This is a genomic window from Collinsella sp. TM05-37, assembly GCF_003436455.1.
Classification (GTDB): domain Bacteria; phylum Actinomycetota; class Coriobacteriia; order Coriobacteriales; family Coriobacteriaceae; genus Collinsella.
The window spans coordinates 157828-180371 of sequence record NZ_QSPN01000001.1; the positions used below are offsets into that span (position 1 = coordinate 157828).

Below are 22544 nucleotides of genomic sequence, written 5' to 3' on the forward strand. Positions count from 1 at the left end.
AAATCCGTGTTAAGCGTGAATGACTATGCAAGGAGAACGTTATGCGCATCTTGGTCGTCGAGGACGAGCGGGCGCTGTGCGATGCGATCGCACGCAGCCTGCGCAACTTGGCCTATAGCGTCGACTGCTGCTACGACGGGCAGCAGGCCCTCGATCTACTCGATGTCGAGACCTTTGATCTTGTCGTGCTCGACCTCAATCTCCCCCATGTTGACGGCATGACCGTGCTCAGGCAACTCAGGACAACTGATTGTGAGACCAAGGTGCTTGTGCTCTCGGCACGTGGCGAGGTCTCCGACAAGGTAGCGGGGCTCGATGCGGGCGCCAACGACTACCTCACCAAGCCGTTCCATCTTGACGAGCTGGCGGCACGCATACGCAGTCTCACGCTCAGGCGCTTTACGCAAAACGACGTTGTTCTAGCCTGTGGATTGTTGAGCTTTGACACCAAGGCGCGCCTCGCCTCCGTGGGCGGCGAGACCCTATCCCTCACGCGCAAGGAGACCGGCATCTTGGAATACCTGATGCTTAACCAGGGGCGGCCGGTGAGCCAGGAAGAGCTTATCGAGCATGTATGGGACAGCAGCGTCAACAGCTTTAGCAACGCGACCCGCGTGCACATCTCGTCGCTGCGCAAAAAGCTGCGCGGCGCGTTGGGGCACGACCCCATCCGCAACCGAATCGGCGAAGGCTACGTTATGGAGGACGGCAAATGAAGCGGCTGTCTCTGCAGTGGCGCATCACGCTGATGACGGCACTGCTGATATGTTCAACCTGCGTACTTATGAATTGCCTGGTTGGCTACTCCGGCATGCGCTACATGGACTCGATCGGCAATGAACTATCGGCGCACAGCAAGGTGGAGGCGGCCTCGCCCAGCTCATTTGACCCGACAAACAAAGAGCTCGACGACGCGCTGACCATCGTCGTGAACGACGCCCAAGAATCGTTTGGCGCGACGAGCTGGTATATAACTGCGGCGGTGACGCTGCTCGGCGGCGTGCTGGCCTACTTTGTAAGCGGACATGCGCTGCGGCCGTTGCGCTTCTTTGCGACGCAAGTCGAGAGCGTGCGGCCCGACAACCTCGCCGACACAAAAATCAGCGAGGACGTGCCCTCTGAACTCAGGCGCTGCAGCGCGTCGTTTAACGACATGATTGCCCGCCTTGACGAGGGATTTTCCGCACAAAGACAGTTTACGGGCAATGCGGCGCACGAGCTGCGCACGCCGCTTGCGCTCATGCAGGCCCAGGTTGAGCTGTTTTGCGCCGAGCACCCCGACGTCGACGCCGATACAGCGAGCCTGCTCGGGCTGCTGCAGGAGCAGACCGAGCGAATGACGCACATGACAAAGACCCTGCTCGAGATGAGCGAGCTGCGCAGTGTCCCTTGCAACGATGCGATTGACCTTGCGCCGATGATCGAAGAAGTACTCACGGACCTGGCGCCCCTTGCCGAGCAAAAAGACATCACGCTTACAAGTGAGGGCGACGCGCAAACGATCGGCAGCGATACGCTAATCTATCGGCTGCTGTTCAACTTGGCCGAAAACGCCATACGTTACAGCGCGCCCAACTCGACCGTGCAAATCAACGCCTGCGCCGAAGGCGACCGCGTGCTGCTACGCGTGCGCGACCAGGGACCGGGCATTCCCGAGCAATACCAGACGAGCATCTTCCAGCCCTTCTTTCGCGTCGACAAATCGCGCAGCAGGGCATATGGCGGCGTGGGGCTGGGGCTTGCACTGGTCTGGGAGATTGCCGCACTCCACGGCGGCTCCATCGAGGTCGAAGAGAGCTCGGAGCGCGGAACGACCATGCTCGTAACCCTTCCTGCACACAACATCGAAGATGTGACAAAGGGACAGTCCCTTTGTCACATCTGAAGATGCACGAAATTAGGCGAAGCGCCAGCAAAAAGCCCCCGCTTCCAAACGGAAACGGGGGCTAGGTGAGTTAGTTTACTCAAACTCGACCGTGCCGACGGGCTTCGGCGTGAGGTCGTAGCAAACGCGGCAAATACCGGGGACCTCGGCAGTCACGCGAGCGGTAATGCGCTTGAGCAGCGCCCAGTCGAGCTCAGGCACCTCGGCGGTCATGACGTCGACGGTGTTGATGCAGCGAATGATGCAGGGCCAGTCGTAGGCGCGCTTGCCCTCGCGCACACCGGTGGCGCGGAAGTCGGGTACCACGGCAAAGTACTGCCAGATGGTAAGACCTGCCTTGTCGATCTCCTCGCGCACGATGGCGTCGGCTTCGCGCAGCGCCTCAAGACGGTCGCGGGTGATGGCACCCAGGCAGCGAACACCCAGGCCGGGGCCGGGGAACGGCTGACGTTCGACCATGTTCTCGGGCAGGCCGAGCTCGCGACCGACCACGCGGACCTCGTCCTTGTACAGCAGTTTGACGGGCTCGCAGAGCTCAAACTGCAGATCCTCGGGCAGACCGCCCACGTTGTGGTGAGCCTTCACGCCGTCTTGGGACTCAAGAATATCGGGATAGATGGTACCCTGGGCGAGGAAGCTGACCTCGTCGCCAACCTTGCGAGCCTCCTCCTCGAACACGCGAATGAACTCGGCGCCGATAATCTTACGCTTGGCCTCGGGCTCCTCGACGTCCACGAGCTTGTCCAGGAAGCGGTCGGTGGCGTCAACGTAAACCAGGTTGGCATCCATCTGATTTTTGAAGACGTCGACGACCTGCTCGCTCTCGCCCTTGCGCATCAGGCCGTGGTTCACGTGCACGCAGATGAGTTGCTTGCCGATGGCCTTGATGAGCAGGGCCGCGACAACCGAACTGTCGACGCCGCCGGAAAGAGCCAGCAGGACCTTCTTGTCGCCAATCTGCTCGCGGATTGCAGCGACCTGCTCATCGATGAACACCTGGGCAAGTTCGGGAGTGGTGATACGCACCATGTCGTCGGGACGCTTGTTGGGATCCATGCAGAGCTCCTTTTCGGTTCGATGGAAATGCGCCGCGCGTATGCAGACGCACCGTCATATGACCTCATTATATGCAGAACGAGATGCGTTTCCCATCGCTGCGACAGAGCTTTTTGCAAGGGTGGCAATTTTTCCTAATGTCGAGGTCAGCTAGGCTTCGGTAGCCACCTTGGGAGCATCGCCAATAGACTCTTCCTTTATACGTTCGGCATAATCGCAGGCGATACCCACAAATTCCAGTTCCGGGCAACAGGAGTACAATTGCAGCTATTGTTGTCAGCTGTTGGGAGATGGAAGATGGACTGCGATGGCTACCCATGCGTTCCCATGCCGTTGATGTGCACTGCCTTTGTGCCGGGGCAGATTGACGCTGCGGTTGCAGGCATTTCCGACCCCGATTCGCGCGCCATTGCCACGGCAGAAGCGCTGTACTTTCGCGGACAGGCCACCCTCGCTGCCAAGACGGCGCGCCCCTATCTTGACGTCACCGATCCCGCGCTGCGCTATTCCGCATGCTTTATCTGCGGATACGCCAGTCTGTCGCTCAACCGTATCGCCGACGCCCGCCGGTGCCTTGCGGGCATCCTCGATACGCCGGCCGACGAGGAATCGCCCGCCGTCCACGCCACGCATATCCTGTTCGCCTCGGCCGCGAGCGTCCTGCTGCACTTGCCTTCCCCGTATTCTGCCGAAGAGTTTTATCCACTTGCGGCGCACCTACCCGAAGGCCTGCGACTGTTCGCCAGCTACGTGATGGCGCACGCCTTGTATCTGCGCGGCGAATACGGCCGCAGCCTGGGCATGGCGGAAAACGCCCTAATTATGAAACAGGGAAGCTATCCCATCTCGGAACTGTTCCTGCACCTGGCAGCTTCCATGGCATGCATGAGCCTCAAGGACATCGACGCCGCAAAAGCGCATTTTGGAGCCGCTTGGGACATTGCGCGCCCCGACGGCCTTATCGAGCTCATCGGCGAGCACCACGGCCTTTTGCAGGGGCTTATCGAGGCGTGCCTAAAAACGCAATACCCTGACGACTTCGCGCACATCATCGAGATCACGTACCGCTTCAGCTACGGCTGGCGGCGCATCCACAACCCCGATTCGGGCGAGGACGTTGCTGACGATTTAACGACCACGGAATTCACCATGGCCATGCTCGCCTGTCGTGGGTGGACCAACGCCGAAATCGCACGCCATATGGGAGTATCGCCGGGCACCGTCAAAAACCGCCTATCCGGCGTATACGCAAAGCTTGGCATCGGCACACGCGCCGAGCTGGTCGCGCATATGTTGCGTTAGCGACCGGGCTGCCAAGCGCATCGAACGCGTTCCGGAACCCGACGCTTCGCTCGATCAATTTGGACATTTTGACCCTTGAACGGCACTACCGCCACGGGGCGCCTTCTCGCACAATTGGATTATTTCCACCGATATTTGCGGGATGGGAGCCCAAGATGCTTGATCGCCGTTCGTTACTTGTTGCCGGAGCGTCCTCGCTAGCGAGCATCATGTTGCCTCGCGTGCCGGGAAGCGAAAATGCCTTCCTGCTGCCGTTCGCGCCCACCGAAGCCTATGCCGACGAAAAAGATCCCTTCAGGGTGCTCGTTCTCTCGCGCACCATGTTTGGTGTGGTCGTGGTCGACGTCGCCAACAAGAATATGCCCATCAAGGGAGCGCAGGTCACGCTCACGTCGCGCTACGTCGCAGGCAAGCAGCTCGCCGCCACGACCGATGAAGAAGGCACGGCCATCTTTGAGGTCGCCCCTCTTTCGGAAGGCTACGTGGACGAGGCAACGCTTCTCGACGCGTACGACTTTAACGGCGGCATCTCCATTAGCATGGCGGGCTACCGTGATGTCGAGATTCCCCTTGCGCGTATCCAGGGCGGCACCGCCATTACCGCACCCACACGTCCGCTCTCCGATGGCGAGCCGTACTTTCGACAGCTCACATTCGACGAATGGGACATCCAGTACGCTGAAGCCACGTTCATGGCATTGCCGAAGGACGACACGGCAAACGAGCAGCCCGATACGCACGCCTTTACCGTGCAGACTCATCTGCCGCAGGGCGGGCAGGCAACATTGCATATCAATAAAGTGATGCCCGCTGCGGGCAGCTCAACCGAAACCGTCACGCAGATTGGCCAGATCAAGGCCAGCGCATCAGGCGCGGATAATCTGGCGACGTTCACACTCGAAGACAAGTTTCTCGACGCGGCATCGGGCCTTCTGGAGGAAGGGTGCAAGCTGCGCTTTGTTCTCGACTATCAGGGCAAAACCTACACGCTCTCCTCCCCCATGGCCGTTGTCACTGCGCCGGCCGCAAAGGCAGAATCGGGCTCGACCACTATCGTCCCCACTACCATGGACCAAGAGGTCACTCCGTTTGATTTCCCCGCGGCGTTTCCCGGCATCGGCGGCAATAAGTTCACGTGTTGGATGCCCACATTTCCGATCCTCTTCGATTTCTCGTTTGCTGGATACGTGCTGTTTGGCGGAGGATACAAACCAGCCAGCTATATGAACGATTCGGGCAACCCTGATCCGGAATACTGGAAGAAATCGCCACGCGAGTCGGGCACCAAGCAGGCAAACCGCTATCTCGACGAGATGGAGGGGAAGTGGAATCAGTACAAGAGTATGAGTGCCGGTTCGGGCACCGATCCAAGAAACACCAAGCTCCTTCGCCACCATTGCACGCCGCTGTTCACGATGGATATCGCCACACAGCTGTACGGCTCGCTCGCCTACGATTGGGTGGGCAAAACCTGGGGTAACAACAACGACCCCGCATACGGCAATATTAAGGCCCTCTTCCAGGTAAGAACCGACCTCAATTGGACCGAGCAGTTTACCCTAGGACCGGTGCCATTTTTCCTAAACGTCAACCCCTGGGTGCTGGCGAAGCTGGCGCTCGCCGTGGGTGCCCACACGCACGGCAGCGGCGCGGCGTTTTTTAAAAACATTTCGCTCGACTATTCCAACACGTCGGGCTCGTTCACCATCCAGATCGGACTTGCCGTCACCTTTGGCGCCGGCGTTGCAGGCGTCGCTTCGTCTGCCGTGCGCGGCGCCGCATCCCTCACGCTGTTCATTGGGTACGAGAAGGCAGATGGACACCAGCTTCCGCGGCTGCGCGTAGGTGCAGACGTCGATGTCGACGTGATACTCCAGTTCGTAATGTTCAAGTGGACCACCAAGGCTTGGTCGGGGTCGTGGCCCACACTCATCGATTCGTGGAATATGTCGGTGAACAATGGCGACCAGTATGTGCTCCAACGCTCTGAGCTGGCATTGGGTGGAGATACGCCTTACACGCTGGATGCCCGCTTCGGCACGCCCGGCAACATCGAGGCGTGCGGCGTGCCGCAATTTATCGCATCGGCCACCATCGTCACCAACGCCGAGCTGCTCGCACGCGCCGAGGTTAAGGCCACTGCCGTAAACGCCGCGCCCGTTGTGCGCGATTGGGATCAAGCGGTCACGCGCATTGAGCTCGAGGCGAACGCGGAGAGCGACGACACGGGACAGGTCGAACATTTCGTCCACGCGCTGATGGAGAACGACGAAAATGCCGCACCGATGTATGAGTACACCTACATCGGTCAGTCAACGAACGCCGTTGCGGACCCCAACACCAATTCTGCCGGCGTGTCGGAGGACGAGCGTGGCGGCATAAAACCCTCGAGCGACAACGTGCTGTTTTCCGGCGTGCTCAGCGAAGCCCACATGAAGCTAACGATGATTGCCGGCGCAGAATGCCTGTTCCGTATCGCCTCGGTGCGCTACGGCGACAATGGCCGCTCGCGCCTGGTGGTGCACACAAAGGCAAACGGCACGTGGTCCGCTCCCACGCCCGTGGACTTTCCCCTTGGGTTTGGCGAGAACGACGTGGAGCGCGACGGCATATACGATTACGACTTCGACGTGGTGGAATATACGAACGGAAGAGAAAACCAGGACGCCTACGTGTTGCTGGTCTCGGGCGAGCGCCCCGAAGGCGACGCAACCCGGTTCGATACGGCAAGCACAGCCGGCATACTGTCCGTTGTGCGCCTGCGCATAAGCAACGACGGAGTTCATGTGGTGTCGCATACGTCATGGCGCAGCATCTCGCGCGGCCGCCTGCAAGAGGATGGCTACCATTGCCTGCAGTGCCCGCGCATCACGGTAGGCAAGACGCTGGTCGACGGACGCCTGTCGGGTGCCTACCTCCACCGCCGCGGAACCACCGCAGAGAAGGCGCTCGGCAGCGAGGCCGAGGTTGCGCTGGAATGCTTTACCCTGTGGTCGGATGATTTGGGCGACAGCCTGACGTTCCGCCAAGTTCTTCGCTTTCCGCAGGCACCGTCGAGTATCGAGCTGAGCGAGCCCGAGAATATCAACGGCAAAATGGTGGTGCCCGTTGCGTACGAGACCGCAGACGGTTGCGGCTGCGCATCGTACGCCGTGATCGGCCAGTCCATTGCGGGCTGGGGCGTTATGCCACCAGACGCCACGGTGCCCCATGCGGTGCCGTGGCCACAACATTCGGGCTTTTTGGCCACCGTCAACGAGCAGCTGCAGCATATTACTTGGACGCGAGGCGCATCGGCATTTGCAACGCAGCCCGTGGGTGCCGCAGGCTGTGGCCCGGCATCGTTTAGCGTAAGCAACAACGGCAGGTGCGCGCTCTATGTAGAGAACACCGATGGCAAGGTGGGACAAACCTACGACGAAGAAGGCAACCCGGTAGCAGTGATGGGCAAGCACTTCCGCATCTTCGCCAGCACCTTGGCAGGTGATCTGTTCACGGAGCCGTTCGTGATGTGCGAGCTGGACCATCCCGTCGATCAGATAACGACATTTTTGACGTCGGGAGGTATGCTCTCCGCGCTCGCCACGCACGTTGTGAGCGCGGAGCAGAGCGAGGCAGAGCTGCACGGCATCGAAGTGCCCTTGGTGGCGTGTGCCACTCCGACGGGGGCGGTCGCTACCTCGGGCGCGGTGGTGCCCGGAGCAGCAGGTGAATCCTTCATGGTCACGGTGCGAAACGACGGCAACACCTTGCTGACCGCCGGCACGATCGATCTGTACCGAGAGGGCTCCAGCCAGCCGTTCTCCAGCGCATCCATCGGATTCGGAGTGAACGCACGTATGGCATCGATCTACGATCCGGAGCTTGCCGAGGACGCTTCGGCCAACGACATGGCACACGCGAAGTACGCACTCGAGACGCTGGGCGCACGTTTTGCGACGCACCCGCTGGTAGCCGACAACGGCAACGCCGTGCTGGCACCGGGCTGCACGGCACAGTTCCGCATGAGCTTCGCCATCCCCGAGAGTTGGAGCGACGAAGTTGGCAAACGCGTAACGCTGTATGCGAAGGCACGTAATCTGGTGGCGCTCGATCCCATAACGCTCGAGGAAATTCGACCGGGCGCAAACTCGGCGCTGGGCGCCGTACTGCACGAGCTTCATGTGCCCGACGCGGCATGCGAACGCTCAGAAGCTCAGGTCGGTGTATGCGACAGCGCGGATACGACAGGACTTCACGACGCCCCGATGACAGCAGACGGCGATGGTGGTTCGAGTGGCGGCGGTGCTGACGAGGGCGGCGGCTCCGGCGGAAGCAGCTCCGGCAGTGGCAAGGACCACGGCAATAACAAGCGCTCCGGAAAAGCGGGTGCGCTTGCGGGCACGGGCGATGTCAACGCTCCCCTTACGGCAGCCGCTGCAGCACTCGCCGCGGCAGGCGCCGGCCTCGTCGCCTACAGTGCCCGCCGCACGGCGCTCGAAACCGACACCGCCAATGAGGTCAATTCGGATAAGCCTCGCTAGCTCCTAGTTACTTTTGTGAGAGGCGCCGACTCGGCTCATCGAACATCAAAATGGGCTGGTTCTGGATGCCCAGAGCCAGCCCATTGCGCATTAGATGTCGCCAGCGGAGTCGAGCTCGGCTTCCTCGCCCCGCATTCCACCGAGGACAGTGGGGCACTATCGTTTAAGGGCTTCGTTATTGCTCGATGGCCTTCTTTACGACTGCGGGGACGCCTGCCGCCACCACGTTGTCCGGAAGGTCTTCCGTCACGACGCTGCCCGCGGCAATTACGCAACCGCTGCCGATGGTAACCCCCTGCAACACGGATACGTTCGCGCCAAACCAGCAGTTATCGCCTACAACAATAGGCAGAGCCTTCTCGAGACCCAAGTTGCGGTCCTTTGCCTTTAGGGGGTGCGAAGCGGTGTAGAAGCCGCAAAACGGCCCGATAAACACGTTGCCACCAAAGGTGATAGAGCCGCCGTCCATAAAGTAGCAGCCATGGTTTACAAAGCAGCCCTCACCAAAGCTCGTCTTGCTCCCGTAGTCAAAGTAGGCAGGCGAAAGGACCGTCAGCCCTTGCGGAAGATCGGTATCGAGCAAGGATTTCAAAGCGTCAAGCTGCGCGTCGCTTCCGGGTTTTGCCATATTAAAGTCATAGCAGAGCGCCTCCGCCTTTGCGCGTTGCGCCAGGAGCTCCTCGTCAAAGTTGGCATCATGCCACTCCCCGCGCTCCATCTTCTCTTTCTCAGTCATTGCGCCCCCTCAAACAACATGCAGTCTTGATGCGGCAATTCTACCAGCCGATAAGCCACGGTTTTAACACGAGCACCACGCCGCGCAGGGAATGACCGCAGAAGCTAAAGGTCACCGACTCCGAACGCGCGTTCGATGGAATTCGTGTTAGTTGGAATCGTCCGAGGCCTGGGCTATGCTACCTTGACTATCTATATGACTACAACGCAGCAAAGGAGCATCGAGAGAGCGAGCATGGCAAAAAACACCGCAAACTATGGTAACGACAGTATTCGTCAGCTCAAGGACGAGGAGCGCGTACGCCTGCGCCCCGCCGTTATCTTTGGCTCGGACGGACTCGACGGCTGCGCGCATGCCGCCTTCGAGATCCTGTCCAACGCCGTTGACGAGGCGCGCCAGGGCTACGGCAAGCTCATCACCCTTACCGCCTTTCGCGATGGTTCCATTCAGGTAGAGGACAACGGCCGCGGCTGCCCGCTCGACTGGAACCCCTCCGAGAAGCGCTTTAACTGGGAGCTCGTCTTTTGCGAGCTCTACGCAGGTGGCAAATACAACAACAACCAGGGCGGCGACTACGACTTCTCGCTCGGTACCAACGGCCTGGGCTCGTGCGCGACCCAGTACGCATCCGAGTACATGGACGTCACGGTTTGGCGCGACGGCAACAAGTACTCCCTGCACTTTAAGAAAGGCAAGGTCGTTGGCGCCAAAAAGAAAGCGCTTGAGATCGAGCCCAGCGACGAGGACCGCACCGGCACCACCATCAAGTGGCGCCCCGATCTTGAGGTCTTTACCTCGATCAGCATTCCCCACGACTGGTATCGCGAGACCATGCGCCGCCAGGCCGTGGTCAACGCCAACGTGACCTTCCGCCTGCGCATTGAGGGCGACGATGGCGAGTTTTCCGAAGAGGATTTTTGCTATCCCAAGGGCATCGAGGACTACGTGCTCGAGAAGGTCGGTACCGACTACCTTACCGAGCCCTTCTTTATCGAGGCTGACCGTCGCGGTCGCGACCGCGAGGACCTGCCCGATTACAACGTCAAGATCACCGCGTGCATGTGCTTCTCGCGCACCTTCATGATGCAGGAGTACTACCACAACTCGTCATGGCTCGAGAACGGCGGTTCGCCCGAAAAGGCCGCCCGTAGTGCTCTGACCAGCGCCATCGATGCCTACATCAAGCAACAGGGCAAGTACAACAAAAACGAGAGCGGCATTAAGTGGCAGGACGTCCAGGACTGTCTGGTGCTGGTGACCAACTGCTTCTCCACCCAGACGTCCTACGAAAACCAGACTAAGAAGGCCATCAATAACCGCTTTATCCAGCAGGCGATGACGGCATTCTTTAAGGAGCGCCTCTCGACCTATCTGATCGAGAACAAAGACGCCGCCAACAAGATCATGGAGCAGGTGCTCATCAACAAGCGCTCGCGCGAGAACGCCGAGAAGACGCGCCAGAGCATCAAGACCAATCTGCAGCAGAAGACCGACATGGCCAACCGCGTGCAGAAGTTCATCGACTGCCGCTCCAAGGACAAGAGCCGTCGCGAGATCTACATCGTAGAGGGCGACTCGGCAGCAGGCGCCATCCGCACCTCGCGCGATGCCGAGTTCCAGGGTGTTATGCCCGTCCGAGGCAAGATCCTCAACTGTCTGAAAGAGGACTACCCGCGCATCTTTAAGTCCGACATCATCATGGACCTCATGCGCGTGCTGGGCTGCGGTGTGGAGATCAAGGACAAGCGCATCAAGAACCTTGGCGCCTTTGACCTGGACAACCTCAACTGGAACAAGGTCATCATCTGTACGGACGCCGACGTCGACGGTTATCACATCCGCACGCTTGTGCTCACCATGCTCTATCGCCTGGTGCCCACGCTTATCGACGAGGGCTACGTGTATATCGCCGAGTCGCCGCTCTACGAGATCAACTGCAAAGAGAAGACCTACTTTGCCTACACCGAGCTCGAGAAGAACGGCATCCTCAAGGAGATTGGCGACCAGAAGTGCTCGATCAACCGCTCCAAGGGTCTTGGTGAGAACGATCCGGACATGATGTGGCTCACCACCATGAACCCCGAGACGCGCCGCCTGATCAAGGTAGAACCCGAGGACGTCACCAAGATGGAGACCATGTTCAACCTGTTGCTGGGCAACGACGAGACGGGCCGCAAGCGTCACATCTCCGAGCACGGCAAGGAATACCTGGACCAGCTGGACCTGCAGTAGCAGCAAATCGATAACGACGGCCCATAAGAAGTTCAAGAGGAAATCGTGGCAAAGAAGAAGACGAAGAACCAGCCCAAGAAAAAGCAGGTCAACGCCGAGAACGTCATCGGCCTGCACTCCGAGGTCACCGACCAGCCGATTACGCAGACGCTCGAGGTCAACTACATGCCCTACGCTATGAGCGTCAACGTCTCGCGTGCATTCCCCGAGATCGACGGCTTTAAGCCCTCGCACCGCAAGCTGCTCTACACTATGTACAAGATGGGCCTGCTCAAGGGCGAGCGCCAAAAGAGCGCCAACATCGTGGGCCAGACCATGAAGCTCAACCCACACGGCGACGCCGCCATCTACGAGACGATGGTGCGCCTGGCCACGGGCAACGAGGCGCTGCTTGCTCCTTTCGTGGAGTCGAAGGGCAACTTTGGCAAGTACTATTCGGGCGACCTGAGCTACGCCGCCTCGCGTTATACCGAGGCCAAGCTCTCCCCCATCAGCGCCGAGATCTTCAAAGACATCGACAAGGACCCGGTCGACTTCGTTGACAGCTACGACGGTGCCATGAAGGAGCCGCGTCTGCTGCCCACCACGTTCCCCAACATCCTCGTCTCGGCCAACAAGGGCATCGGCGTCGCTATGGCGTCCGATATCTGCGGCTTCAACCTCAACGAGGTCTGCACCGCCACGATGCACTACCTGAAGGACCCCGACTGCGACCTGCTCGAGTACATGCCCATGCCCGATTTCTCGACCGGCGGCGAGATTATCTACCGCCGCGAGGAGATGGAGAAGATCATCGAGACCGGTCTTGGCAGCTTCCAGATTCGCTCCCGCTGGCGCTGGATTCCCGAAGAGCGCATCATCGAGGTGTACGAGATCCCCTACACCACCAAGACCGATGTCATCATCGAACGCATCGTCAAGCTCTCCAAGGAGGGCAAGGTCAAGGAGATCGCCGACATCCGCGACGAGACCGACCTTTCGGGTCTGCGCATCGCCATCGACCTTAAGCGCGGCGTCGACCCCGACAAGCTCATGGCCAAGCTCTATCGCTCGACCACGCTGCAGGATTCGTTCTCGTGCAACTTCAACGTGCTCGTCGACGGCTATCCCCGTGTTATGGGCGTGCGCCAGATTCTGCACGAGTGGGTCAAGTGGCGTATTGCGTCCACGCGTCGCCGCATTAACTTTGACCTGGGCAAAAAGTCCGAGCGCCTGCACCTGCTGCACGGCCTTGAGGCAATTCTGCTCGACATCGACAAGGCCATCGCCATCATCCGCGGCACTAAGCTCGAGGCAGAGGTTGTACCCAACCTTATGAAGGGTTTCGACATCGACGAGACCCAGGCCGAGTTTGTCGCCGAGCTTAAGCTCCGCAACATCAACGAGGAGTACATCCTCAACCGCACCAAGGACATCGCCAAGCTCGAGGGCGAGATTGCCGAGCTTGAGGAGATCCTCTCCAGCGAGGAGAACGTCAAGAAGGTCATCAGCGACGAGCTAGCAGCGGTCAACAAGAAGTACGTGATGCCGCGCCGCACGGGCAGGATCGAGCCCCATGAGGTTATCGAGGTAAGCTTGGAGCCCGAGGTCGAGGAGTACCCGGTCACCATCATGCTCTCGCGCGATGGCTACCTAAAGAAGATGACGGACCGCGTGCTCAAGAAGGCGACCACGCTCAAGTACAAGGACGGCGACAAACCCTTTATCGAGTTCCCGTCCTCCAACACCCACGAGCTGCTGGTCTTTACCAACAAGAGCCAGGTGTACAAGTGCAAGGTCGCGGCGTTTGAGGACACCAAGTCGGCCCAGCTGGGCTCGTACCTTCCGACCGATCTTGAGATGGAACCCGACGAGAGCGTCATCTGGGTCATCGACCCCGAGGACTACAAGGCCGACGTGCTGTTCGTCTTTGAGAACGGCCGCGTGGTGCGTGTCGCGCTTTCTGGATACGCTACCAAGACCAACCGCAAGCGCCTTAAGAACGCCATCTACGGCGGCAGCAAGCTGCTGTATGCGCAGGTGCTCAAGGAGGACCGCGACCTCGCGCTGGTCTCGAGCGACTACCGCCTGATGAACTTCAACACGTCGCTGCTCAAGACCAAGACGACCACCAACACGCAGGGCGTCCAGGCCTTTACGGCCAAGAAGGGCCGCTCGGTCACCACCGTCGGCACGACCGAGGAAATCCTTGGCGCCGGCGTCTCGGCCGAGAAGTTCACCGCGCAGAGCCTGCCCTCCGCCGGCGCCCTCATGAAGGAAAATGACATGCCGAGTTTGTTTGACTAAAACAACGGCGACTAAACCGTCATGGTTTTACAAAGCAGCGGGGCCCGGAGCGCAGTAAACGCTGCGCCCCGGGCCCCATGCATTACACCAGCATCATCCCTATAGACAAAATGCCGCATAAAGCGGAACAGACATAAGCCCATCATTCATTCCAAAGGGCTTAGTCGATAGCCTGATAAGGCGCACGCCCGGATGGGTCTTTTTAAGTGAGGACAGACTTCGAGATCTTGTGTTCTCCCCCGCCTTGACTTCAATCGCAGACAAGCATCCCTGCTTCTCTACTACAAAGTCGATTTCCGCACGATTATCTCGCGCCCAATAATGCAGTGGATAACCCATGGCTGAAAGCTGTTGGGCAACGTAGTTTTCGGTAAGTGCACCCATGAATGTGCCGCCGATACCGGCAAGAATATCGGCGCGTTGAGCACCGGCCTTGGAGACCAGCAGCCCTGTATCCGCCTGATAGATTTTAAAAGCAGAAGGGTTAACGAAGGCCTCTAAGGGGCTTTCGATCTGCCCGACTAGGCTGCAGCGCGCCACCGTACCCGACAATACAAGCCAATCGAGAGCATCTCCAAAGAGAGACGCATTGCCCCCCGCTCGCACTACCTTGTATTGAAATTTACGATTCTCTTTGGCAAGCTGCTGTGGAATGGAATCGAAGCACGCACGCGTCTTTGTGCTCAAGCGTTCATCAGCATATTTATTGGTGTCGGCGGAATATCCGTCGAGAATAATCCGATGCTTTTCGGCCACATCAATGATTGACTGATCATCGATGTACGTTTGGACCGCCTCGGGCATTCCGCCAACAACAAGATACTGTCGATAGAGCCCAAGCGCCTTTTCATGAAGGCTTGGCGCAAGAGGACCCATTATCTCGAATGATGAGCGTATCTCGTCGACCAGCTGATCGTGCCCCATCGCCCAGAGAAACTCCTCGAAATCGAGTGGAGCCATCTCAATCAAGTCGGTCTTTCCGACGGGGAACGAATACGACTGATGGTTAATGGCAACCCCAAGAAGCGACCCGGCAGCCGCAACGTAATACTCGGGAGCATCTTCGCAAAAGTATTTAAGGGAAGTGAGCGCTTCCTCGCATGCCTGGATCTCGTCAATGAACAGTAAGGTTTTGCCAGGCACGATACGCTGTCCCGTACGAGCCTCGATCGCACGTACGATCGAATGAGGGTCAAGACCGCCCGAAAAATCCGCTCGCGCCGACCGGTCGTTCTCAAGATTAACGTAGACAACCGATTCGAAAAGATCCTGGGCGTACGTTCTGAGCAAATAGGTCTTGCCACACTGGCGCACGCCTTTGACCAGCAAAGGTTTTCTATCAGCTCTGTCTCGCCATTCCCTAAGGAGCTCGTCTGCCTTGCGACGCATACGTAACCTTCCCTCATGAACTTCTATTTGACAATATTTTAACGCGGATTAATTTGTTTTCAGTTATTTTTCTGCGTTTAAAAATTGTTCTATACGGCACTTGAGGGAATTCGCCCCTATCTCTCGGTAAGGACAGCAAGCATTTCCACCAACGCTGATTGCCATGCGTTCTTCTTGTCCTTAGGCAAGCTTGCGAGCGAGCTCTCGCACCTCTTTCAACTTGGGCGAGGATGCCATGCTGTCGCGCTCGGTCATACCGCTGATGGTGACAATGCCCTGGTCCTCCCACTTGCAGTACGCGCAGGTTGACTTGTACATAGCGATCGCCGCATCATAGACACCCTCGCTGTGGCTATCGAGTAAAAGGGCCGTCTTGGTGAACGGGAATCCCGTGGCACCGAAGGCGTACAGGCGGTCGATGGCGGTCTTTTCCTGCGCAGTGATATCAAACCAGTAGATAGGCGAAGCGAAGACAACCATGTCGGTGTCTTTCAGCGACTCAATCACGTTGGCCATGTCATCCTTCTGCACGCAGACGCCCTCATGGGCGAAGCAGTACTGGCATCCCAAGCAGCCGGCGATCTTCTTGCTGGCAACGCGGATGACCTCGACCGTATGGCCGCCCTCACGCGCGGTCTCGGCAAACGCCTCGACCATGGTATCGGTATTAGCGCCCTTACGCGGGCTGCCGCTCAATACAACGATATTCATAGGATTCCCTCTCCCTCATGCTGCAGGCGCGCAGCATGCTTTCTTGTAACCAAAACGAATGGTGTTAATCAATCGCCAGCAGGCCATATCTCTTGTTCAAGTTCCCTAAAGAAGCTCAAGACGATTGCGATTGCCTTATACAACGTCGAAAATCAAAGAGGGCCCATAGCAACGCCACCTACCTGAAATGACATGCGGTCAAGACGAGCTACGAGGATCGTGACGAGCCGATACCGCCCGCATGCCCCCTTCGGAATAGGCGCTGAGCAGCTCCTGAGCGTGAGCAAACTCGGGCCCTCGCCTCCAACCGAGCAGGCGGTTGACCGCGAGATTTCCCTGGACGTTGTGGACGAAGAGCAGATAGGCGTCCTCGCGCGAAAGCCCAGTCTCCTCCATGATCGAGGGAACCATCTGCTCGGCGCCGCGCTCGACGACGCGCTGTGCCACCCGGGCGTACGCGTCGTCATCCGAGTAGAGCAGATAATAGTCATCGTTTGCCGGCGGACGCTGGCAGAGGGCACCCGCCTCCGTTCCCTCGAGCGGCGGCACCGCCGCCAAGGCCTCGTCGATAAGCGCGTCGAGCAGGGCGAACTTGTCCTCGTAGTGCAGATAGAACGTGCCACGGTTGATATCGGCGCGGCGGCAAATATCCGCTACCGTCATCTTCGCGAAGCCGACCTCGGCCAGCAGCGCGAAGAACGCCTCCCGTATGACCGAGAGTGTATAGCGTCGGCGACGATCGATCTTCCCCGCTTCCATTACCCCTCCAATTGCAACGCTCGACAATGCCCGGCAAACGCTCGTTTATCGACAGCAGGCCGAAGCTGTTCATTGCTCTTAAGCAAATCGACATGGATACTTTTTATAGACACCTGTTTATAATAGCTGAAAGAAGGTATCCAGTGACCCTGTACGAGCAGCTCGTTATCGAGCTCACCAACCGATCGTTTTCCCTTCATGCCGCCTACCGCAGCGGCAGCACGCCCTATGAGCTGAGTGACCGCGAGCCCGAGCCCTACGACCAGCAAATCGAGGACTTCGCCCGTATGATCGAAGAAGCCGATTGCGTGCTGGTGGGCGGGGCCTCCGGGCTCTCCGCGGCGGGCGGCGGCGACTTCTACTACGAGGACAACGCGACCTATCGCAAGCATTTCGGCAAATTCGCCGAGCGCTACGGTTTCAAGGGCGCTTTCGAGGGGTCGTTCTACCGCTGGCCCACCGCCGAGGCGCGCTGGGGATACCTCGCCACCTTCCTCGACACCACGCTCAACGCCCCGCTGCGCAAGCCCTACAGGGACCTCGACGCCATTCTCGCCGAGAAGGATTTCTTCGTGCTCACCACCAACCAGGACACGCAGTTTGTGAAGCTCTATCCCTGGGAGAAAGTGGCAGAGATCCAAGGCGACCACCGCTTCTTTCAGTGCTCCCGCTGTTGCACCGACGCGGTGTGGGATGCGGTCGAGCCGGTCTCCAACATGGTAGAGGCCATGGGAGACGGCCTTGAGGTTCCGACAGAGCTCGTGCCGCGCTGCCCGCACTGCGGGGCAGAGGCGTTCCCCTGGGTTCGCGGCTACGGCAACTTCCTGCAGGGCGAACTCTACGAGGAGCAGTACCGCAAGGTGTCCGAATGGCTCGACGCGCACGCACGGCAGAGGATCCTCTTCCTCGAGCTGGGTGTGGGCCGCATGACGCCCGCGTTTATCCAGGAGCCGTTCTGGGCCCTCACGGCGCAGTTACCGCAGGCCAGCTACATCGCCGTAAACAACAAGACGCAGTTTCTCCCCCGCGCGATCGAGGATCGGGGGCTCGCCGTTCGCGCCGACATCGCCGACGTGCTTGCCGACGTGCGCAAGACGCTGGGGAGGTAGCGCATGGAGACGGCGAAAGCAGTTCGCATAGGCAGGGCGCTAGCCGAAGCGGATCTTGTCATCATCGGCGCTAGCAACGGACTCGACATGGCGGAGGGGCTCAACCTTTTCTGCGCCGATGCTCATTTCCAAGAGGCGTACGGGGACCTCGCCCAGGCAGACGGCATCGGCTGCATACTGCAGGGGCTCGCTTCCCCGGATGCCAGCGTGCGACGCCGATGGGCCGAGCGGTTCCATCAAAAGGAGTATCTCGAATATGAGCCCGGCTCGCTCATGAACGGGCTGCGGCGTCTTACGGAGCACGCCGACACCTTCGTGGTCACATGCAACATCGACGGGCACTTCGCGCGCGCCGGGTTCGACGAGAACCGCGTGCTCGAGACGGAGGGGGGCATACGCACGTCGATCGACGAGCGGCGTCTCGCCCATCCAGACGCCCTCGCCACGGCCCAGCTCGAGGAGCTCGAGCGCCTTGTGCAAGCCCATCGCAACGGCAGGGTCGCCATCCTCGAACTTGGCGTGGGACTGCGCAACGGCATCATAAAGCACATGCTCGCCCAGATCGCGAACGTCTGCGAGCACGCCACCTACATCGTGTTCAACTACAGCCAGGCTATGGCGCCCGATGCATCGTGCGAGACGATTCTCGTTGACGGCGATATGGCCCCGGCTTTCGAGGAGATTGCCCAATGCCGTCTCTAGAGAGGGAAGCGTATAGGCTTCGAAGCCTTATCGACGATGCCGACGCCATCATCGTCGGCATCGGCTCGGGCATGTCAAGCGCCGCCGGGTTCAACCATTACAACCGCGCAGGCATGGCGCGCGCCGGAATGACGGACTGGCAGCAAGCCTTTGGCTTCAAGAGCCTTTTCGACGGCTTCTACCACCTCTACCCCAGCCTCGAGCAGCGATGGGCATACTATGCGCGATACATCGACTTCATGCTGCGCGAGCCGACCTCGCAGCCCTATCTCGACCTACGGTCCCTCATCGGCCATAAGGACTACTTCATCCTGAGCACCAATGTGGACACCCAAGTCGAGAAGACGTTTCCCACCGAGAGGATCTGCAACTATCAGGGAAGCTTCGCGCACCTTCAGTGCAAGCAGCCATGCTGCGACGAGCTCTTCGACGCGAGCCCCTACGTCGAGCGCATGCTCGCGGGCATGGCGGGGTTCGAGGTCCTCAGCGAGGATGTCCCCCGATGCCCGCACTGCGGCTGGCAGCTTGTGCCGTGGGTGCGCGACGACACGTTTCTGCAGGGTGCGGCCTGGCGCGAGAGCCTCGGACGATACGAGCGCTTCGTGCGCGAGCGCAGCGATCGCCGCGTGCTGTTGCTGGAGCTCGGCGTGGGCGAGATGACCCCCGGCATCATCACGCTCCCGTTCTGGAGCATGACCGCGAAGCTGCCGGATGCGCACCTGTTGAGCGTCAACATCTCGAACGGCTCGGCTCCGCTGCAGCTCGGAAGCAAGGCAGGGGCGATTCAGGCAGATTTGGGCGCGCTGCTCTCGGTGGCGCGGGCAGGTGGCGAGTAACGCGGAGCGGTAGACGCGCAATGAGGTTTTAGCCGCAGCCTCCGAACGAGAGGGCTCGGAGGCTGGTATTCCTGAATCGCAGGTCACGATGGGTTATCGGAATCGCGAAGAGCGGATACCGCCAGTAAGCCCCCTTCGGAATAGGCGTTGAGCAGCTCCTGGGCATGGGCGAACTCGGGGCCTCGTCTCCAGCCGAGCAGGCGGTTGACGGCCAGATCGCCCTGGACGTTGTGGACGAAGAGCAGGAAGGCGTCTTCGCGTGAAAGCCCTGTTTTCTCCATGACCCAGGGAACCATCTGCTCCGCTCCGCGTTCTATGACGCGCTGGGCTACGCGAGCGTATGAGTCGCTGTCCGAATAAAGCAGGCGATAATCCTCGTCTGCCGACGGACGCTGGCAAAGCGTTGCCGATTCAACCCCCTCAAGCGGGGGAGCCGCTGCCAATGCCTCGTCGATAAGCGCATCGAGCAGCGCGTACTTATCCTCGCAATGCAGATAGAACGTTCCCCGGTTGATCTCGGCGCGGCGGCAGATGTCCGCCACCGTCATCTTCGCGAAGCCGACCTCGGCCAGCAGCGCGAAGAACGCCTCCTGTATGACCGAGAGGGTGTAGCGCCGCCGGCGGTCGATCTTGGTTTCTCCCATCGCCTCTCCAATCTGAGTCGTTTGACAATGTCCAGTAGCTGTTCGTTTATCGACAGGTGCACGCGTTTGTTCATTGCCCCTGCGAAAATCAACAAGGATACTGTTTATAGACACCTGTTTTTTATAGCTGAAAGGGAGCACGGATGACCCTGTGCGAGAAGCTCGGCATCGGGCTTGTCAGCCGATCGTTTTCCCATCGGGCCGTCTATCGAAACGGCGGCACGTCATACGATTTGAGCGATTGCGAGCCTGCTGCTTGCAAGCAAGATATCGAGGCTTTTGCCCGCAAGGTGGGGAAGGCTGATTGCGTGTTTACGGGAGAGGCAGGTAGGCAGGCGTTATGAGCATCTGCATCAAAAATCAGATTCAGAATATGAATATCGTCATCGGCTGCACGGTGGGGTGTCCATATTGCTATGTCCGTAACAATGTGAAACGTTGGCATATGATTGACGACTTCGCTGATCCTGCGTTCTTCCCGAGCAAGCTCAAGATGATGGAAAAGAAACGCCCGCAGAACTTTCTCCTTACCGGCATGAGCGATCTCTCCGGGTGGAAGCTGGAATGGCGAGACGAGGTATTTGCAAAGATCCATGAGAATCCACAGCATCAGTTCCTGTTCCTGACCAAGAGACCCGATTTGCTGGATTTAGATACCGACCTGGAAAACGCATGGTTCGGCGTTACGGTGACGAGGAAAGCGGAGCTGTGGCGTATCGACGCCCTTCGGAAAAACGTCAAAGCAAATCACTTCTTCGTTACTTTTGAGCCGCTATTCGACGATCCCGGTACGGTCGACCTTTCCGGAATCAACTGGATCGTCGTCGGTACCATGACCGGGGCGCAGAGCAGGAAGGTTCATACGGAACCGGAGTGGGCATGGTCTTTGACGGACCAGGCGCACGCGCTTGGCATTCCAATGTTTATGAAGGAAGACCTCGTCTCTGTCATAGGGGACGAAAACATGATTCAGGAATTGCCGGAAGAATTCGAAAGAGTGCTGGAGGTGCAGAGAACATGGCGGAAGTGATCGATGGAATCCTCATCAATGAGGTGGAAGCAAAGAACATCATGACCAAGTCCAGCCTGCCGGTAGGCGGCTACTCGGTCAATCCCTATGTAGGCTGCACGCATGCCTGCAAGTATTGCTATGCCTCCTTTATGAAGCGCTTTACCGGACACAAGGAGGAATGGGGCACCTTTCTTGATGTGAAGCATTGGCCGGAAATCAAGAATCCGAAGAAATACGCTGGACAGCGGGTGGTTATCGGTTCTGTGACGGATGGCTACAATCCACAGGAGGAGCGATTCGGGAATACCAGGAAACTCCTGGAGCAGCTGATTGGCAGCGATGCAGATATTCTGATCTGCACAAAGTCCGATCTTGTGGTACGGGATATCGATCTGCTGAAGAGGCTTGGACGAGTGACCGTTTCATGGTCGATCAACACGCTGGATGAGAACTTCAAGAACGATATGGACTCCGCGTCGAGCATCGAGCGTCGTATCGCTGCTATGAAGCAGGTGTATGACGAAGGTATCCGTACGGTCTGCTTCGTGTCCCCGGTATTTCCCGGCATCACGGATTTTGAGATGATTTTTGAGCGAGTAAAAGATCGGTGCGATTTGTTTTGGCTCGAAAATCTCAATCTTCGGGGTGGTTTCAAAAAAGCGATCCTGGATTATATCGCCGAGAAACATCCCAATCTCGTACCGCTTTACGATGAGATCTATAACAAGCGCAACCGTAGCTATTTTGAAGCGCTTGAAGTAAAAGCCGAGGAAATGGCCAAGAAGTACGATTGCCCCTTTGTGGACAACGAAATGCCTTATGGCAGAGTCCCCCAGGGGCATCCGGTGATCGTGGACTACTTCTATCACGAGGAAGTCCGAGGGTCGGATAATAGCGGAAAAAGAAATCGTTAAACGGAAACCGACGACGATTCGCTCGAGCGATTAGCGTCCACGCGTGGCTTCTGCCGATTGGCGCAACGGGCGACGGATTAAGGGATCGCTCGGGCGGATGATCCCGCTGCAGTACAGGCGGTCGCTCAATTTAGCGGCATGAGCGTTTTCGCACGGAAAACCAGTATCCCCTGTGCCGAGTTTAATCGTAGCGAATACAATGGGCACTGAGCATCAATCGAAAGTAGTCAAGAGCCTTTTCGACGGCTTCTACCACCTCTACCCCAGCCTCGAGCAGCAGTGGGCATACTATGCGCGATACATCGACTTCATGCTGCGCGAGCTGGCCTCGCAGCCCTATCTCGACCTACGGTCCCTCATCGGCCATAAGGACTACTTCATCCTGAGCACCAATGTGGACACCCAGGCCGAGAAGACGTTTCCCGACGAGAGAACCTGTAACTATCAG

At 58.7% G+C, this 22544-nt stretch carries 18 protein-coding genes and 1 pseudogene; 13 read left to right on the forward strand and 6 right to left on the reverse strand.

Annotation, left to right across the window (positions count from 1 at the left end; genetic code table 11):
• Positions 1–41: 41 nt before the first annotated feature.
• Both DXD48_RS00685 and DXD48_RS00690 read left to right on the forward strand, forming a co-directional pair.
• The gene (locus DXD48_RS00685) at positions 42–716 is read left to right on the forward strand and encodes a response regulator transcription factor (protein WP_117563590.1); all 675 of its coding nucleotides are present in this window, start codon (positions 42–44) and stop codon (positions 714–716) included.
• On the forward strand, positions 713–1885 hold the full coding sequence (locus tag DXD48_RS00690) for a cell wall metabolism sensor histidine kinase WalK (RefSeq protein WP_117563591.1): 1173 nt from the start codon (positions 713–715) through the stop codon (positions 1883–1885). Before DXD48_RS00685 ends, DXD48_RS00690 begins: the two co-directional genes overlap by 4 nt.
• Positions 1886–1960: 75 nt before the next feature.
• Here DXD48_RS00690 and guaA read toward each other — a convergent pair whose 3' ends face one another.
• Positions 1961–2941, reverse strand: a complete 981-nt coding sequence (gene guaA, locus DXD48_RS00695; RefSeq protein ID WP_117563592.1) for a glutamine-hydrolyzing GMP synthase — start codon at positions 2939–2941, stop codon at positions 1961–1963.
• 297 nt (positions 2942–3238) lie between these two features.
• Between guaA and DXD48_RS10145 the strand changes: the two genes are divergently transcribed.
• Both DXD48_RS10145 and DXD48_RS00705 read left to right on the forward strand, forming a co-directional pair.
• Positions 3239–4243: a helix-turn-helix transcriptional regulator gene (locus DXD48_RS10145; RefSeq protein WP_199407862.1), complete on the forward strand. Its 1005-nt coding sequence runs from the start codon at positions 3239–3241 to the stop codon at positions 4241–4243.
• A gap of 155 nt (positions 4244–4398) precedes the next feature.
• Positions 4399–8766, forward strand: a complete 4368-nt coding sequence (locus DXD48_RS00705; protein WP_117563593.1) for a hypothetical protein — start codon at positions 4399–4401, stop codon at positions 8764–8766.
• 175 nt (positions 8767–8941) lie between these two features.
• On the opposite strand, the gene DXD48_RS00710 is transcribed toward DXD48_RS00705, so the two are convergent.
• Positions 8942–9502, reverse strand: coding sequence for a sugar O-acetyltransferase (locus tag DXD48_RS00710; RefSeq protein ID WP_117563594.1), 561 nt, complete (start codon positions 9500–9502; stop codon positions 8942–8944).
• Positions 9503–9736: 234 nt separating this feature from the next.
• On the opposite strand from DXD48_RS00710, the gene DXD48_RS00715 reads away from it, so the two are divergent.
• Entirely contained in the window at positions 9737–11734 is a 1998-nt protein-coding gene (locus tag DXD48_RS00715) for a type IIA DNA topoisomerase subunit B (RefSeq protein WP_055252409.1), read from the forward strand.
• A gap of 45 nt (positions 11735–11779) precedes the next feature.
• Positions 11780–14020, forward strand: a complete 2241-nt coding sequence (locus DXD48_RS00720) for a DNA gyrase subunit A (RefSeq protein ID WP_117563595.1) — start codon at positions 11780–11782, stop codon at positions 14018–14020.
• A 99-nt stretch (positions 14021–14119) separates the two neighbouring features.
• On the opposite strand, the gene DXD48_RS00725 is transcribed toward DXD48_RS00720, so the two are convergent.
• The 3 genes from DXD48_RS00725 to DXD48_RS00735 all read right to left on the reverse strand — a co-directional run bounded on the left by DXD48_RS00725 (position 14120) and on the right by DXD48_RS00735 (position 16879).
• The gene (locus tag DXD48_RS00725) at positions 14120–15409 is read right to left on the reverse strand and encodes an ATP-binding protein (protein ID WP_117563596.1); all 1290 of its coding nucleotides are present in this window, start codon (positions 15407–15409) and stop codon (positions 14120–14122) included.
• Positions 15410–15589: 180 nt separating this feature from the next.
• Positions 15590–16120, reverse strand: a complete 531-nt coding sequence (locus DXD48_RS00730; RefSeq protein ID WP_055252412.1) for a flavodoxin family protein — start codon at positions 16118–16120, stop codon at positions 15590–15592.
• A gap of 198 nt (positions 16121–16318) precedes the next feature.
• Positions 16319–16879: a TetR/AcrR family transcriptional regulator gene (locus DXD48_RS00735; RefSeq protein WP_089572815.1), complete on the reverse strand. Its 561-nt coding sequence runs from the start codon at positions 16877–16879 to the stop codon at positions 16319–16321.
• A 143-nt stretch (positions 16880–17022) separates the two neighbouring features.
• Between DXD48_RS00735 and DXD48_RS00740 the strand changes: the two genes are divergently transcribed.
• From DXD48_RS00740 to DXD48_RS00750, 3 genes are read left to right on the forward strand one after another with little or no spacing between them, the layout of a single operon-like run.
• The gene (locus tag DXD48_RS00740; RefSeq protein ID WP_197032824.1) at positions 17023–17988 is read left to right on the forward strand and encodes a Sir2 silent information regulator family NAD-dependent deacetylase; all 966 of its coding nucleotides are present in this window, start codon (positions 17023–17025) and stop codon (positions 17986–17988) included.
• Positions 17989–17991: 3 nt separating this feature from the next.
• Positions 17992–18690: a hypothetical protein gene (locus tag DXD48_RS00745; protein ID WP_055252414.1), complete on the forward strand. Its 699-nt coding sequence runs from the start codon at positions 17992–17994 to the stop codon at positions 18688–18690.
• Complete coding sequence (locus tag DXD48_RS00750; RefSeq protein WP_117563597.1) at positions 18678–19526, forward strand: NAD-dependent protein deacetylase, SIR2 family; 849 nt, start codon at positions 18678–18680, stop codon at positions 19524–19526. Before DXD48_RS00745 ends, DXD48_RS00750 begins: the two co-directional genes overlap by 13 nt.
• Positions 19527–19609: 83 nt before the next feature.
• Here DXD48_RS00750 and DXD48_RS00755 read toward each other — a convergent pair whose 3' ends face one another.
• The gene (locus tag DXD48_RS00755) at positions 19610–20170 is read right to left on the reverse strand and encodes a TetR/AcrR family transcriptional regulator (RefSeq protein WP_117563598.1); all 561 of its coding nucleotides are present in this window, start codon (positions 20168–20170) and stop codon (positions 19610–19612) included.
• Between the two features lie 143 nt (positions 20171–20313).
• Between DXD48_RS00755 and DXD48_RS00760 the strand changes: the two genes are divergently transcribed.
• The 4 genes and pseudogenes from DXD48_RS00760 to DXD48_RS10150 form a co-directional block, all read left to right on the forward strand.
• Positions 20314–20514, forward strand: coding sequence for a hypothetical protein (locus DXD48_RS00760; protein ID WP_055252679.1), 201 nt, complete (start codon positions 20314–20316; stop codon positions 20512–20514).
• The gene (locus tag DXD48_RS00765; RefSeq protein ID WP_117563599.1) at positions 20511–21200 is read left to right on the forward strand and encodes a radical SAM mobile pair protein A; all 690 of its coding nucleotides are present in this window, start codon (positions 20511–20513) and stop codon (positions 21198–21200) included. Before DXD48_RS00760 ends, DXD48_RS00765 begins: the two co-directional genes overlap by 4 nt.
• Positions 21188–22096, forward strand: a complete 909-nt coding sequence (locus DXD48_RS00770) for a radical SAM mobile pair protein B (protein ID WP_055252675.1) — start codon at positions 21188–21190, stop codon at positions 22094–22096. Before DXD48_RS00765 ends, DXD48_RS00770 begins: the two co-directional genes overlap by 13 nt.
• A gap of 199 nt (positions 22097–22295) precedes the next feature.
• A pseudogene (locus DXD48_RS10150) lies at positions 22296–22544 on the forward strand (hypothetical protein); the annotation flags it as partial.

Bases quoted from the DNA above. Each gene is read 5' to 3' on its own strand.
- DXD48_RS00685 (WP_117563590.1), top strand. From the start codon at position 42: ATGCGCATCTTGGTCGTCGAGGACGAGCGGGCGCTGTGCGATGCGATC.
- DXD48_RS00690 (WP_117563591.1), top strand. From the start codon at position 713: ATGAAGCGGCTGTCTCTGCAGTGGCGCATCACGCTGATGACGGCACTG.
- guaA (WP_117563592.1), bottom strand. From the start codon at position 2,941: ATGGATCCCAACAAGCGTCCCGACGACATGGTGCGTATCACCACTCCC.
- DXD48_RS10145 (WP_199407862.1), top strand. From the start codon at position 3,239: ATGGACTGCGATGGCTACCCATGCGTTCCCATGCCGTTGATGTGCACT.
- DXD48_RS00705 (WP_117563593.1), top strand. From the start codon at position 4,399: ATGCTTGATCGCCGTTCGTTACTTGTTGCCGGAGCGTCCTCGCTAGCG.
- DXD48_RS00710 (WP_117563594.1), bottom strand. From the start codon at position 9,502: ATGACTGAGAAAGAGAAGATGGAGCGCGGGGAGTGGCATGATGCCAAC.
- DXD48_RS00715 (WP_055252409.1), top strand. From the start codon at position 9,737: ATGGCAAAAAACACCGCAAACTATGGTAACGACAGTATTCGTCAGCTC.
- DXD48_RS00725 (WP_117563596.1), bottom strand. From the start codon at position 15,409: ATGCGTCGCAAGGCAGACGAGCTCCTTAGGGAATGGCGAGACAGAGCT.
- DXD48_RS00730 (WP_055252412.1), bottom strand. From the start codon at position 16,120: ATGAATATCGTTGTATTGAGCGGCAGCCCGCGTAAGGGCGCTAATACC.
- DXD48_RS00735 (WP_089572815.1), bottom strand. From the start codon at position 16,879: ATGGAAGCGGGGAAGATCGATCGTCGCCGACGCTATACACTCTCGGTC.
- DXD48_RS00745 (WP_055252414.1), top strand. From the start codon at position 17,992: ATGGAGACGGCGAAAGCAGTTCGCATAGGCAGGGCGCTAGCCGAAGCG.
- DXD48_RS00750 (WP_117563597.1), top strand. From the start codon at position 18,678: ATGCCGTCTCTAGAGAGGGAAGCGTATAGGCTTCGAAGCCTTATCGAC.
- DXD48_RS00755 (WP_117563598.1), bottom strand. From the start codon at position 20,170: ATGGGAGAAACCAAGATCGACCGCCGGCGGCGCTACACCCTCTCGGTC.
- DXD48_RS00760 (WP_055252679.1), top strand. From the start codon at position 20,314: ATGACCCTGTGCGAGAAGCTCGGCATCGGGCTTGTCAGCCGATCGTTT.
- DXD48_RS00765 (WP_117563599.1), top strand. From the start codon at position 20,511: ATGAGCATCTGCATCAAAAATCAGATTCAGAATATGAATATCGTCATC.
- DXD48_RS00770 (WP_055252675.1), top strand. From the start codon at position 21,188: ATGGCGGAAGTGATCGATGGAATCCTCATCAATGAGGTGGAAGCAAAG.